The following is a 13,833-nucleotide window of genomic DNA, read 5'->3' as shown; positions in this document are numbered from 1 at the left end:
CTGACAGACAGTCAGATTTCTTCGCGCGAACCCTTCACAGTCACGCCGCCCTTTGCTCTGATGACCGGCGAACCGTCCAGCAGCCAGGCCGCGTCGGTCAGGAGGAGCCGGTGGAGTACAACCTTGCCGATCTGTTCGAGTCCGTCGTCGACGTGGTGCCGGACCGTGAGGCGCTCGCGTACCTCGACATCCCCGGAACGGGTGCGGAGCGCCGTCTGACGTACGCGGAACTGGACGCGGCGGCCAACCGCATCGGACACCATCTGCTCGACAGCGGGATACGCGCCGGCGAGCACGTCGGGCTGCACCTCTACAACGGTGTGGAGTACGTACAGGCGCTGCTGGGGTGCATGAAGGCGCGGGTCGTGCCGGTGAACGTCAACTACCGTTATGTGGAAGACGAGTTGGTCTATCTCTACCGGGACGCCGATCTCGTGGGGCTGGTCTTCGACGCGGAGTTCACGGACCGGGTGGCTGCCGCGCGTCCGCTCACGAAGCGGCTGCGGCACCTGGTGCGGGTCGGGACCACCAAGGCGGGTGACAGGCTGTCGGCGGTGGACTTCGCCGACGCGGAGGCTTCCGGTTCACCGGAGCGCGGGTTCCCGGCACGTTCTGCCGACGACCAGTTCATCATCTACACCGGCGGCACCACCGGGATGCCCAAGGGTGTGATGTGGCGTCAGGAGGACCTGTTCTTCTCGGGGTTGGGCGGTGGCGCGCCGACCGGTGAGCCGGTGAAGAGGCCCGAGGAACTCGCCGAGCGGGTCGCGGCCGGCGGGGCGGGGATCACCTTCTTCCCCACTCCCCCGCTGATGCACGGCACCTCCACGCTCACCGCGCTCATCGGCTTCAACTTCGGCCAACGGGTCGTACTGCACCGCAAGTTCGTGCCCGAAGAGGTGCTGCGGACCGTCGAGGAGGAGAAGGTCAGCGCGATGTCGCTGGTGGGCGACGCGATGCTGCGGCCGCTCATCGACGCTTTGGAGGGGCCGATGAAGGGCACCGACATGTCGTCGGTGTTCAGCGTGTCCTCGTCGGGCGCGATCATGTCGGACACGGTGAGCCGGCAGTTCCGGGCGCTCGTCCCGAACGCCATGCTGCTCGACAACTTCGGCTCCTCCGAGTCCGGCTTCAACGGGACGGCGACGGAGGACTCGGGGCCCGAGCGGGGCTTCCGCGTCCGGGTCAACTCCCGTACCCAGGTGGTCGATCCGGCCACCCACGAGCCGGTGGCCGTGGGCGAGGTGGGGCGGGTCGCCCAGTGCGGCCATGTGCCGCTCGGCTACTACAACGACCCGCGGAAAACCGCCGAGACCTTCTTCGAGAAGGACGGCGAGCGGTGGGTGCTGCTCGGCGACATGGCCACCGTGGACGAGGAGGGGGTCGTCACCGTCCTCGGGCGGGGTTCGCAGTGCATCAACACGGGCGGCGAGAAGGTGTACCCGGAGGAGGTCGAGCAGGCGCTCAAGGCCCATCCGGACGTGTACGACGCGCTCGTCGCCGGAGTGCCGGACGTCAAGTGGGGGCACCATGTGGCGGCCGTGGTGCAGTTGCGCGAGGGGGCGGGGCAGATGTCCCTGGACGAGCTCCAGACGCACTGCCGGTCACGGCTCGCGGGATACAAGGTCCCCCGCCAGCTGGTCCTGGCGGACTCCATTCGCCGGTCCCCGAGCGGCAAGGCGGACTATCGGTGGGCGCAGAAGGTGGCGGTGGCGGCGGACGGGTGAGTGCCGATTCCGGTCCCGGGTGCGATTGAACCGAAGGTGACGTGCGACCGTACTGGTGGTGGCAGGCTCGGTCACCGGGCCCTGTTCGTCATGCCCTCGCGGCAGGACCGCACGTCACAGCAAGACCGCACGGAAGGACCACCGAGTGTCGCTCTTCACTCGCTCACGCCAACTGCCGGGTACCGCTGGGGGCGAGGGAGACGCGGATGGTGGGGGTGCGAGGGAGGAAGGGGTGACGGAGGAGGTCGTAGCGGAGACTCCGTCCGCCCGGGAGGTGGATGAGCCCGTCTCCCCGGACGTACCCGACTCCCCCCGCCCCGGCTGGTTCGGCTGGCGCCGCCGCTGTCCCCGTACGGCCCGTGGGGTGTCCGTGGGGACGAGCGTGCTGGCCGGAGTTCTGGTGGTGGTCGCGCTGGTCTCCCCCGCCCGGCTCGATCACATGCACCTCGGGTCGTTCCTCCGGCTCCCCGTCGAGGCGATCGTCCTCGCGGCCGTCCTGTTGATGCTGCCCCCGAAGGTCCGCAGGGTCGCGGCGGTGCTCTGCGGGATGTTCCTCGGGCTGTCCACGCTCCTGAAGTTCATGGACATGGCGTTCCGCCAGACCCTGGCCCGGCCGTTCGACCTGGTCTTCGACTGGATCATGGTGGGTAACGCGACGGACTGGCTCAGGGAGTCGTTCGGGCGCACGGGCGAGGTGCTCGCGATCATCGGGGTGATCGTCCTGTTCATCGCGGTCCTCGTGCTGTGCACGCTCGCGGTGGTGCGGTTGACGAACGTCATGTCCCGGCATCGCCCCAGGGCGGTTCTCGCCACACTTGTCGTCGGAACCCTGTGGGTCACCTGCTTCAATCTCGGCGTGCAGTTCGGCGGGGTCACCTTCGCCACCAACGGCTACAGCGTGTTCGTCGCCAACCGGGTCCAGAACGTGCGCAACGGGCTGGGGGACGCCGAGGTCTTCGAGAAGCAGTCCGCCGTCGACGCCTTCGCCGCCACCCCTCCCGACCAGCTGCTGACCGGACTGCGCGGCAAGGACGTCCTGTTCACCTTCGTCGAGAGCTACGGCCGGGTGGCGATCGACGACCCGGCGATGGCACCGGAGATCGACGCGACGCTCAAGGAGGGCGACGCGAGGCTCAAGTCGGCCGGCTTCGCCTCGCGCAGCGGATGGCTCACCTCCCCCGTGACGGGCGCCGGCAGCTGGATGGCCCACTCGACGTTCCTGTCCGGGCTGTGGGTCAAGAACCAGCAGCGGTACCTGAACCTCACCAACAGCGACCGCGCCACCCTCACCAGCTACTTCCAGAAGACGGGTGACTGGCGCACGGTCGGCATCGTGCCGGGTGTGCGCAAGTCCTGGCCCGAGGGCAAGTACTTCGGCCTCGACCACATCTACGACTCCACGCACCTCGGCTACAAGGGTCCGTACTTCAGCTGGACGCCGGTGCCGGACCAGTTCAGCCTGGAGGCCTTCCAGAAGCTGGAGCACGGCAAGAAGGACCGCGACCCGATCATGGCGGAGATCATCCTGGCCTCCAGCCACAACCCCTGGTCGCCGATCGCCCACACCATCGACTGGGACGAGCTCGGCGACGGTTCGGTCTTCGAGCAGATCAAGAAGGAGGGCACGAACCCGAGCGAGGTCTGGAAGAGCGGGGAGCGGGTGCGCACCGAGTACCGCAAGGCCATCCAGTACTCCTTGGACAGCCTGACCCAGTGGATGCAGCGCTACGGCGACGAGAACACGGTCCTCGTCTTCCTCGGCGACCACCAGCCCGTCCCGACGGTCACGAAGGGCTCCGCCAACATGGACGTGCCGATCACGATCGTCGCCAAGGACCCCAAGGTCCTGGACCGCGTGGCCGACTGGAACTGGACCGAGGGCCTCAAGCCCGCCGACGACGCGCCCAAGTGGGGCATGGACAAGTTCCGGGACCGCTTCATGACGGCGTTCGCGAAGTGATGTCCGGCGCGTCGAGGAAGGGCACCAGGACGGCCAGGAACTCCGCCGGCTTCGCCTCGTGCACCAGATGACCACCGCCGACGGTCACCAGCCGGGAGGCGGGGATCACTGAGTCGAGCATGGCGACCTCCTCCTGCGGGACAAGGCTGGTGGGGCCGCCACCGATGAGCAGCGTGGGCATGGTGATCCGCCCCATGTGGTCCCACCACAGGGGGTCGGGGGTGTTCCGCTGTTCGTCGGTGGCCCGCAGCATGGCCCAGTCGAACGGCAGATCGGTGCCCGGGGCGTCGGCGGGCGGCCTGGGCGGATCGAGGGGAATCGGCGCGGGTACGTCCTCCAGGACCAGACGCCGTACGACGTCGGGCGCTTCCTGCGCGAGCAGACAGGCGACGACACCGCCCAGCGAGTGGCCGACGACGTCGGCGCGGCCGATGCCGAGCGCCGCCAGGAAGCCGAGGATGTCGTCACGCATCGCCTCGTACGTGTACGCCCCCGCCACCTCGCCGGGCCAGTCGCTCCGCCCGTGCCCCCGCAGGTCGGGGGCGTACACCCGACGGGGACACGCCCCCGCGGCAAGCCGCTCCGCGATCCCGGTCCAGTCCGGGCCGTCGGCACCCCGGCAGTGCAGCAGCAGTACGGGCGCGGCGTCCTCAGGGCCCCAGGCTCGGTACGCGAGGGTGATGCCGTTCGCCTTGACGGTGTTCATGCCCGGCAACGTATCCGGCGCGGTGGCCGGCAGCGGGCCCGCTCCGCCCAGGGCAGAGGGGCCCGCCCGGGTGAAGCACTCGCGACCCCGCTAGTCGGCGAACCGGTCCCGCAGTTCCCGCTTGAGGATCTTCCCGCTCGCGTTCCGCGGCAGTTCGTCCACGAACAGCACCCGCTTGGGTGCCTTGAAGTGGGCGAGCTTCTCGCGGGTGTGGTCGAGGAGTTCTGCCTCGGTGACCTCGCCGCGCGGGACGACGACCGCGGTCACGGCCTCGATCCACCGCTCGTCGGGCAGGCCGATCACGGCGACCTCGGCGACGGCCTCGTGGGTGTACAGAGCGTCCTCGACCTGCCGTGAGGCGACCAGCACACCACCGGAGTTGATGACGTCCTTCACCCGGTCGACGATCGTGAAGTAGCCGTGCGCGTCCCGCACCGCGAGGTCACCCGAGTGGAACCAGCCGTCCCGGAAGGCCGCTTCCGTCTCCTCGGGCTTGTCCCAGTAGCCCTCGCACAACTGCGGGGACTTGTAGACGATCTCACCGGGCGTGCCGTCGGGCACGTCCTTGCCGTCCTCGTCCACGACCCGCGCGTCGACGAACAGGACGGTCCGGCCGCAGGAGTCCATCCGCCCCTTGTGCTCGTCGGGCGCGAGGACGGTGGCCAGCGGGCCGATCTCGCTCTGGCCGAAGCAGTTGTAGAAGGCCAGCTTCGGCAGGCGCTCCCGGAGTCGTTCCAGGACCGGCACCGGCATGATCGAGGCACCGTAGTAGGCCTTGCGCAGTCCGCTGAGGTCCCGGGTGGCGAAGTCGGGGCGGTTGGACAGACCGATCCACACCGTGGGCGGGGCGAACAGACTGTCCGCGCGGCCCTCCTCGATGAGGTCGAAGAGGCGGTCGCCGTCGGGCGCGTCCAGGATGATGTTCGTCGCGCCGACCGCGAGGTACGGCAGCAGGAAGACGTGCATCTGGGCCGAGTGGTACAGCGGCAGCGAGTGCACCGGCCGGTCCCCTGCGCTCAGATCGCAGGCGGTGATCGCGCTCAGGTACTCGTGCACCAGGGCCCGATGGGTCATCATCGCGCCCTTGGGCAGGGCCGTGGTCCCGGAGGTGTAGAGCAGTTGGACGAGGTCGTCGGTGCCCGGCTCGGGGCCGTCGTACGGCGCTGTCGCTCCCAGGCGGGCCAACAGCGAGTCGGCGGCGTCCCGCAGGGGCAAGGTGCGTACGCCGTCCGGGAGTCGGTCCGCGAGGTCGGGGTCAGCGAGGACGAGCGTGCTGCCCGACTGGCCGACGATGTACGCGAGGTCGTCCCCGGTGAGGTTCTGGTTGACCGGCACATGCACAAGGCCGGCGCGGGCGCAGGCGAGGAAGGCGATCAGATACGCGTCCGAGTTGTGGCCGTAGGCGCCGACCCGGTCACCGGGATCGAGGCCCTGGTCGAGGAGCAGGCTCGCCGCTCGTGAGACGGCGTCGTCGAGTTCCTCGTACGTCCACGATCGCTCGCCGTACTCCACCGCGACGCGCGCCGGGGTGCGCCGGGCGCTGCGCCGCAGCACCCCGTCAACCGTACTGCCGTGTCCAGGCGTCATACGGGACAACCTACCGGTTGGTACGCTCAACCGCTCCTTCCCTCAATGACGTTGGGAGGCACGATGCGCACCCGCCCCAGACGCGCCGTGGTCGCGGCCGTGGCCCTGTTCGCCGCCGTCGGCACGCTGCCGGCCGCAGCCGCACAGGACCGGCACAAACAGGAACATCCGTCCCACGGTGGTCTGTCCGCCACCATCCGCTACACCGAGTACGGCATCCCGCACATCCTCGCGAGGAACTACGCGGACCTGGGCTTCGGCACCGGGTGGGCGCAGGCCGCCGACCAGGTGTGCACGCTCGCCGACGGGTTCGTGACCGTGCGCGGCGAGCGTGCGCGGTACTTCGGGGCCGAAGGGACTGCCGACTCCGCGCTCTCCTCGGCCACGAAGAACCTCTCCAGCGACCTGTACTTCCGCGGGGTGCGGGAGGCGGGCACGGTGCAGAAGCTCATGGCCACACCGGCACCGCTCGGTCCGAGCCGTGACGTCAAGGAGCTGATGCGGGGCTTCACGGCGGGCTACAACGCCTGGCTGAAGAAGAACCGGATCACCGACCCGTCCTGCAAGGGCGCCGAATGGGTGCGCCCGGTGACGCTCCAGGACGTGGCCGCGCGCAACTTCGCGCTGGCCGTCCTCGGCGGCCAGGGGCGGGCCGTGGACGGCATCACGGCCGCGCAGCCGCCCGCCTCGACGACGGCCGGGGCAGCCGCACCCGACGCGCAGGACACCGCGCGTGCCGCCGGTGAGCTCTTCGCGGCCGACTCCGCCGACATGGGCTCCAACGCCGTCGCCTTCGGCGGGGCCACGACGGCGAACGGCCGCGGGCTCCTCCTCGGCAACCCGCACTACCCCTGGCAGGGCGGCCGCCGCTTCTGGCAGTCGCAGCAGACCATCCCGGGAGAGCTGAACATCTCGGGCGGCTCGCTGCTCGGTTCGGCGACGATCTCCATAGGTCACAACGCGCGGGTGGCCTGGAGCCACACCGTGGCCACCGGCATCACTCTCAACCTCCACCAGCTGGCCCTGACCCCGGGCGACCCGACCACCTACCTGGTGGACGGCAAGCCGGAGCGCATGACCGAGCGCAAGGTCACCGTCGCCGTGAAGGACGGCGCACCGGTCACGCGCACCCAGTGGTGGACCCGGTACGGCCCGGTCGTCACCTCCCTCGGTGCCGCACTGCCACTGCCCTGGACGGCCACGACGGCGTACGCCCTGAACGACCCGAACGCCGGCAACCTGCGCGCCTCCGACACCGCGCTCGGCTTCAGCAAGGCCCGCGGCACGGGCGACGTGCTCAGCGCGCTGAAGCGCACGCAGGGGTTGCCGTGGGTCAACACGATCGCCGCCGACTCTCGGGGCCACACCCTGTTCACACAGTCCCAGGTGCTCCCCCGGATCACCGACGAGCTGGCCCAGCGCTGTTCCACTCCGCTGGGCAAGGTCACCTACCCCGCCTCGGGAGTGGCGGTCCTCGACGGCTCGCGCGGCGACTGCGCACTGGGCAGCGATCCGGACGCCGTACAGCCGGGGATCTTCGGCCCGTCGAAGTTGCCGGTCCTCAAGGACGCGCCCTACGCGGAGAACTCCAACGACAGCGCCTGGCTGGCCAACGCCGAGCGTCCGATCACCGGGTACGAGCGGGTCTTCGGCACGGTGGGCACGCAGCGCTCGATGCGCACGCGCGGTGCTCTGGAGGACGTGTCCGCGATGGCCGAGCGCGGGCGGCTGACCGTACGGGATCTTCAGGCGCAGCAGTTCGCCAACCGGGTGCCCGCGGGCGACCTGGTCGCGGCCGACGCGGCGAAGGCGTGTGCCGCCCTGCCCGGTGGCACGGCAACGGGCAGTGACGGCAAGGCCGTTGACGTCGGGGAGGCCTGCGGAGCGCTCGCGGCCTGGGACCGCACGGCGGACACCGGCAGCCGGGGCGCGCTGCTCTTCGACCGGCTGTGGCGGAAGCTGCCCACGGGCCAGTTGTGGAAGGTGCCGTTCTCGGCGGCCGACCCGGTGGGCACACCGAACACGCTCAACACCGCGGCCCCCGCCTTCGCGACGGCCCTCGCGGACGCCGTCACCGAGCTGAGGGCGGCCGGTGTCCCGCTGGACTCCCGGCTCGGAGAGCACCAGTTCGTCGTACGGAACGGGAAGCGCATCGCCGTTCCGGGCGGCACGGAGTCGCTGGGCGTGTGGAACAAGGTCGAACCGGTCTGGAACCCGGCCGGCGGTGGCTACACGGAGGTGTCGACCGGGTCCAGCTACATCCAGGCGGTGGGCTGGGACGGCGGCCGCTGCCCGGTGGCCCGGACCCTGCTGACGTACTCCCAGTCCTCGAACCCGAACTCACCGCACTTCAGCGACCAGACGCGGCTGTTCTCGGCGGAGAAGTGGGTGACGTCCCGGTTCTGCGAGAAGGACATCCTGTCGTCGCCGGGGCTGAGGGTCGTCCGGGTCCGTTCCTGAGGTTCCGAGGCTCACACCGGTCGTGAGCGCCCCTCCCAGTACGGATCCCGCAGCCGCCGCTTGTACAGCTTGCCGTTGGGATCGCGGGGCATCTCGGTGATGAAGTCGACGCTCTTCGGGCGCTTGTAGCCCGCGAGTCGGTCGGCGCAGTGGGCGAGGAGGTCGGCGGCCAGGTCCGGTCCGGGGGTCTGGCCCTGGGCCGGTTCCACCACGGCCTTGACCTCCTCGCCCCAGTCGTCGTGCGGGATGCCGAAGGCGGCGGCGTCGGCGACGGCGGGGTGCTGGAGCAGGACGGACTCGATCTCGGCGGGGTAGATGTTGACCCCGCCCGAGATGATCATGTCGATCTTCCGGTCCCGGAGGAACAGATAGCCGTCCTCGTCGAGGAGGCCGAGGTCGCCGACGGTGAAGAAGTCACCGATGCGGTTCTTCTTCGTCTTGGCCTCGTCCTTGTGGTAGGCGAAGCCGCCGGTGTTCATCTTCAGGTACACGGTGCCGAGTTCACCGGCCGGCAGCCTGTTTCCGTCGTCGTCGAAGATCGCGAGTTCGCTGATGGGCCAGGCCTTGCCGACCGTGCCGGGCTTCTTCAGCCAGTCCTCGGCGGTCGCGAAGGCACCGCCGCCCTCGCTGGCCGCGTAGTACTCCTCCACACAGGGCCCCCACCAGTCGAGCATCGCCCGCTTGACGTGGTCGGGGCAGGGAGCGGCGCCATGGATGGCGTGCTGCATGGACGTGACGTCGTAGCGTGCCCGGACTTCGTCCGGCAGTGCCAGCAGGCGGTGGAACTGCGTCGGGACCATGTGGGTGTGGGTGCACCGATGTTCGTCGATCACCCGGAGCATCTCCTCGGGCGTCCACTTGTCCATCAGGACCAGCCGGTGGCCGATGTGCAGGGACGCGGCCGCGAACTGCAGGACGGCGGTGTGGTAGAGCGGTGAGCAGACGAGGTGGACGTCGTCGCCGAAGGGCCGGATGCCGAAGATGCCGAGGAAGCCGCCGAGGTACGCCTCCTCCGGCAGCTTGCCGGGCAGGGGCCGGCGGATACCGCGCGGGCGGCCCGTCGTGCCCGAGGTGTAGTTCATGACCCAGCCGAGCTCACGGTCTTCGGGTGCCGACTCTGGTTGTCCGTCAAGGAGTTCGGCGTACGGCCGGAAGCCCTCGACCTCGCCGACGGCGTACCGGTGGGTCGCCGGGAGGCCTGCCTCGTCGGCGGCCCGGCGTGCGGTCTCCCCGAACCTCTCGTGGGCGACCAGCACCTTCGCGCCGGAGTCGGCGACGATCCAGGCGATCTCGGGGGCGACGAAGTGGTGGTTGATCGGGACCAGGTAGAAGCCGGCCTGACTGGCGGCGAGATGTGCGGTGAAGAACTCCACGCTGTTGGGCAGGACGACCGCGAAGGCGTCCCCGCGTTCGAGGCCCGCGGCCCGCAGGCCGTGGACGAGCTGGTTGGCGGCGGCGAGTAGTCGGCCTGCGGTCCAGGGCGAGCCGTCGGGGGCGATGAGGACCGTACGGGCGGGGTCCTGGGCGGCCTGGGCCCAGAAGCCCGCGGGAGGGGTGCTCGTCACTGGCCGCTCCTTCCGGCGATGCGGTTGATGCGATCGACGGCTTCCTCGAAGCCGCGGGTGAGGTCGTCGAAGACGGCCTGGACGCTGCGTTCGCTGGTCATCCGGCCGACGATCTGGCCGACGGGGGTACCGAGGAGGGGCTCGACCTCGTACTTCTGGATACGGGAGACGGCCTCGGCGACGAGCAGTCCCTGCAGGGGCATGGGGAGGGTGCCGGGCCCGTCGGCGGAGTCCCAGGCGTCGGTCCATTCGGTACGGAGCTGACGTGCGGGTTTCCCGGTCAGGGCGCGGGAGCGGACGGTGTCGCCGGATCCCGCGGCGAGGAGCTTCTCGATCAGCCTGGGCGAGGGCAGTTCGGCCTCTGTGGTGGTCAGCCATATGGAGCCCAGCCACACACCTTGGGCGCCGAGTGCCAGTGCGGCCGCCACCTGCCGGCCGCTGCCTATGCCGCCCGCGGCCAGTACGGGCAGGGGGTCCACGGCGTCGACGACATCCGGTGTGAGGACCATGGAGGCGATGTCACCGGTGTGGCCGCCGGCCTCGTAGCCCTGGGCGACCACGATGTCGATGCCCGCCTCCTGGTGCTTGACGGCGTGCCGGGCGCTGCCCGCGAGGGCGGCGACGAGCACGTCCTGCCCGTGGGCGCGGTCCACCACGTCGGCGGGCGGCGAGCCGAGGGCGTTGGCGAGCAGCCGGATCGGGTAGTCGAAGGCGACGTCCAGCTGGTTGCGGGCGACCTGTTCCATCCAGCCCGTGATGCGCCATCCGGAGGCCTCGCCCTCGGCGAGTTCGGGCACGCCGTACTTGGCGAGGGTGTCCTTGACGAACTGGCGGTGCGTCTCGGGGATCATCGCCTCGACGTCGGCCTCGGTCACTCCCTCGACCTTCTTGGCGGGCATGACGACGTCCAGGCCGTAGGGCTTGCCGTCGACGTGGGCCTCGATCCAGTCGAGGTCGCGTTTGAGTTCGTCGGGGGCGGTGTAGCGGACCGCGCCGAGCACTCCGAAGCCGCCGGCCCGGCTGATGGCCGCGGCGACGGCGGGGAACGGCGTGAAGCCGAAGACGGCGTGCTCCAGTCCCAGTTTCTTGCTCAGCTCCGTCTGCATGGGCGCAGGATGCCGCAGTCCTCCGGACGACGGAAGAGGTTTTCTGATGCTCCGTCAGATTCAGGTCACCGGACGCCGGATAGAGTTCCACGATGACCGATGAGGTGACCACCGGAGTGACCCGCCGTCAGCTGGTCCGAAGAGCGCTCGCAATGGGCGGCGCACTCACCATCGCTCCCTTCCCCGCCGGCCCCGCCGAGGCGGCGGCCACGGTCGCGGGGAGCCGTCCGACCCTCCGTCACGGCAGCCCCGAGCGCGCCGGACTCCTCGCCGCGCACCTGCGCCAACTCGTCTCCGACGCCGAGGCGTTCCTCGCCCCCTCCCCCACACATCCCTGGTACGCGGGGGCCGTCCTGCTCGCCGGGCGGGGCGGCACGGTGGCCCTGCACCGGCCGATCGGCAGGGCGGTGCGCTACCAGGCGTACGACGAGAAGACGGACACCGGCGTCGAGTTCCCGGCCGCCGAACAGATTCCCATGACCGAGGACACAATCTTCGACCTGGCCTCGGTGTCGAAGCTGTTCACCTCGCTCCTCGCCGTACAGCAGATCGAGCGGGGCGCGCTGGAACTGGAGGGCAGGGTCGCCGGGTATCTGCCGGAGTTCGGCGCGGCGGGCAAACAGGACATCACGATCCGTCAACTGCTCACCCACACCTCGGGGTTCAGGGCCTGGATCCCGCTGTACAACGCCCCGACGTACGAGGAGAAGCTCCAGCGCATCTGGAACGAGGAGCCGGTGAGCTTGCCGGGGACCGCCTACCTCTACTCGGACCTCAACCTCATCTCGCTCCAACTGGTCCTGGAGCGGATCACGGGCCGTGCGCTGGATGTCCTGTTGCGCGAGGAGATCACGGGCCCCCTCGGTCTGCGAAGCACCCGCTACAACCCGCCCGCCTCCTGGAAGCCAGGGATCGCCGCCACGGAGGACGCCCGCACACCCTGGTCCGGGCTGGACCGTGGGCTGGTGTGGGGCGACGTGCACGACGAGAACGCCTTCAGCCTCGGCGGGGTCGCCGGGCACGCGGGCGTGTTCTCGAACGCCTGGGACCTGGCCGTGCTGGGCCGCACCCTGCTCAACGGCGGTACGTACGGCAAGGCGCGGATCCTGCGTCCGGAGTCGGTGCAGTTGATGTTCACCGACTTCAACACCGCCTACCCGGGCGACGAGCACGGTCTCGGCTTCGAGCTCTACCAGCACTGGTACATGGGCGCGATGGCCACTCCGCGCACGGCGGGCCACACCGGCTTCACCGGCACCTCGCTGGTCCTCGACCCGACGACCGACTCCTTCCTCGTCGTCCTCGGCAACTCGGTCCATCCGGTGCGGACTTGGCGCTCCGGTTCCGCGCCCCGGGTTGCCGCCGGGAACAACATGGCCCGCGCGGTGGCGGTCCGCCCTCGTCATGGCCGTACGGCATGGTTCTCCGGGATGGCGAGCGCCACGACCGCCACTCTCGTGCTGCCCGCGCTGGACACGTCGTCGGGCGGGGCGCGGCTGCGGTGCGCGCTGTGGTGGGATCTCGAACCCGCGGACGTCCTCGCGTTGGAGGCCACGACCGACGGCGGGGTCAGCTGGCAACCGGTGCCCTTCACGACGCGACGCGACGACGAGCAGGAGCATCCCACCGGTACGGTCACCGGTTGGTCGGAGCGGGTCTGGTTCCGGCTGACGGCCGAGCTTCCGGCGCACCGTCAACTGGCCCTGCGCTGGCGGTACTCCACGGACCGGCTGTATGTCGGGCGGGGCGCGTATGTCGACGGGCTACGCGTCGACGGGGACGACCGCGTTCTCTTCGACGAGTCCCGTCCGGTGGACGCGGCGCGTGTCGAGGCCGTCGGCTGGACGGCCTCGGCGGACTGACGGTTCAGCCGGGTACGTCCAGCCGCTGGGTGCCGATCACCGACAGCAGCCGTAGCGCCTCCTCGGACGGAGAACCGGGCGTGGCGGTGTAGATCACGACGCGCTGGTCGCGGTCGGCGATGTCCAGAACGTCGCAGTTGACGGTGACCGGGCCGACCACGGGGTGGTCGAAGGTCTTGCAGAGGGTGGGGCGGGCCGTGACCTCGTGGGCGGCCCACAGGTCGGCGAACTCGGCGCTGCCTTCGAGGAGTTCGGCCACCAGCGCGGTCAGTTCGGGATCGTCGGGATAGCGGGCCGCGGCGGCGCGCAGCTGCTGGACCGAGGAGTGCGCGAACTCCTCGCCGTCCGACACGCCGTACAGCCGACGTCCCTCGGGGTGCGGGCCGAGGAACGCGCGGCGCACGAGGTTGCGGTCGCGGCGGGAGAGCCGGGAGAAGTCCTCCATGAGGGCCGCGGCCAGGTCGTTCCAGGCGATCACCTCATGGGTCGCCGAGATGACGATCGCGGCGGCCTGCGGCAACCGGTGCAGCAGGTCGCAGATGCTCTGCCGCACCTCGCGGGAGGGGCCGGGCGGCGGACCGGGCGGGGTGCCGGCGAGGTGGTGGAGGTGGTCGCGTTCGGCGTCCGACAGGCGCAGGGCGCGGGCGACCTGGGCCAGGACCTCGCGGGACGGGCGGGGCGCGCGGGCCTGTTCGAGGCGGGTGTAGTACTCGGTGGAGATGTACGCCAGCTGCGCCACCTCCTCGCGGCGCAGGCCCGGGGTGCGGCGCCGCGGTCCGGCGGGCAGTCCCACGTCGGCGGGGGTGATGCGCTCGCGTCGGCCGCGCAGGAAGTCGGCCAGTTCATGTCGGTCCACGTCC

At 70.3% G+C, this 13,833-nt stretch carries 9 protein-coding genes; 4 read left to right on the top strand and 5 right to left on the bottom strand.

The genetic code is table 11. The features are described from left to right. Positions 1 to 110 precede the first annotated feature (110 nt). Both AB0D34_RS02540 and AB0D34_RS02535 read left to right on the top strand, forming a co-directional pair. Positions 111 to 1,727: an acyl-CoA synthetase gene (locus AB0D34_RS02540; RefSeq protein WP_362655284.1), complete on the top strand. Its 1,617-nt coding sequence runs from the start codon at positions 111 to 113 to the stop codon at positions 1,725 to 1,727. Positions 1,728 to 2,001: 274 nt separating this feature from the next. Continuing rightward, positions 2,002 to 3,687 (top strand): sulfatase, encoded by a 1,686-nt coding sequence (locus AB0D34_RS02535; RefSeq protein WP_362655404.1) that lies wholly within the window; start codon positions 2,002 to 2,004, stop codon positions 3,685 to 3,687. On the opposite strand, the gene AB0D34_RS02530 is transcribed toward AB0D34_RS02535, so the two are convergent. Both AB0D34_RS02530 and AB0D34_RS02525 read right to left on the bottom strand, forming a co-directional pair. Then, positions 3,665 to 4,393, bottom strand: a complete 729-nt coding sequence (locus tag AB0D34_RS02530) for an alpha/beta hydrolase (RefSeq protein WP_362655281.1) — start codon at positions 4,391 to 4,393, stop codon at positions 3,665 to 3,667. The two genes, AB0D34_RS02535 and AB0D34_RS02530, sit on opposite strands and share 23 nt — an antisense overlap. A 90-nt stretch (positions 4,394 to 4,483) precedes the next feature. Further along, complete coding sequence (locus tag AB0D34_RS02525) at positions 4,484 to 5,980, bottom strand: acyl-CoA synthetase (protein ID WP_362655278.1); 1,497 nt, start codon at positions 5,978 to 5,980, stop codon at positions 4,484 to 4,486. Between the two features lie 63 nt (positions 5,981 to 6,043). Between AB0D34_RS02525 and AB0D34_RS02520 the strand changes: the two genes are divergently transcribed. Continuing rightward, the gene (locus tag AB0D34_RS02520; RefSeq protein WP_362655275.1) at positions 6,044 to 8,440 is read left to right on the top strand and encodes a penicillin acylase family protein; all 2,397 of its coding nucleotides are present in this window, start codon (positions 6,044 to 6,046) and stop codon (positions 8,438 to 8,440) included. Positions 8,441 to 8,451: 11 nt separating this feature from the next. Here AB0D34_RS02520 and AB0D34_RS02515 read toward each other — a convergent pair whose 3' ends face one another. Together AB0D34_RS02515 and AB0D34_RS02510 are read right to left on the bottom strand one after the other, a co-directional pair. After that, the gene (locus tag AB0D34_RS02515; protein ID WP_362655272.1) at positions 8,452 to 10,005 is read right to left on the bottom strand and encodes an acyl-CoA synthetase; all 1,554 of its coding nucleotides are present in this window, start codon (positions 10,003 to 10,005) and stop codon (positions 8,452 to 8,454) included. Continuing rightward, the gene (locus tag AB0D34_RS02510; RefSeq protein WP_362655269.1) at positions 10,002 to 11,111 is read right to left on the bottom strand and encodes a nitronate monooxygenase; all 1,110 of its coding nucleotides are present in this window, start codon (positions 11,109 to 11,111) and stop codon (positions 10,002 to 10,004) included. Before AB0D34_RS02510 ends, AB0D34_RS02515 begins: the two co-directional genes overlap by 4 nt. Before the next feature lie 92 nt (positions 11,112 to 11,203). Between AB0D34_RS02510 and AB0D34_RS02505 the strand changes: the two genes are divergently transcribed. Then, on the top strand, positions 11,204 to 12,973 hold the full coding sequence (locus tag AB0D34_RS02505) for a serine hydrolase (RefSeq protein WP_362655266.1): 1,770 nt from the start codon (positions 11,204 to 11,206) through the stop codon (positions 12,971 to 12,973). A gap of 4 nt (positions 12,974 to 12,977) precedes the next feature. Here the strand turns inward: AB0D34_RS02505 and AB0D34_RS02500 are convergent, their stop codons facing one another. After that, on the bottom strand, positions 12,978 to 13,829 hold the full coding sequence (locus AB0D34_RS02500; protein ID WP_362655263.1) for a helix-turn-helix transcriptional regulator: 852 nt from the start codon (positions 13,827 to 13,829) through the stop codon (positions 12,978 to 12,980). Between the last annotated feature and the right edge of the window lie 4 nt (positions 13,830 to 13,833).

This window comes from Streptomyces sp. NPDC048420 (assembly GCF_040651535.1).
Lineage (GTDB): Bacteria > Actinomycetota > Actinomycetes > Streptomycetales > Streptomycetaceae > Streptomyces.
The sequence above is the reverse complement of the archived record's forward strand: the minus strand, read 5'-3'. Positions and strand labels throughout refer to the sequence as shown.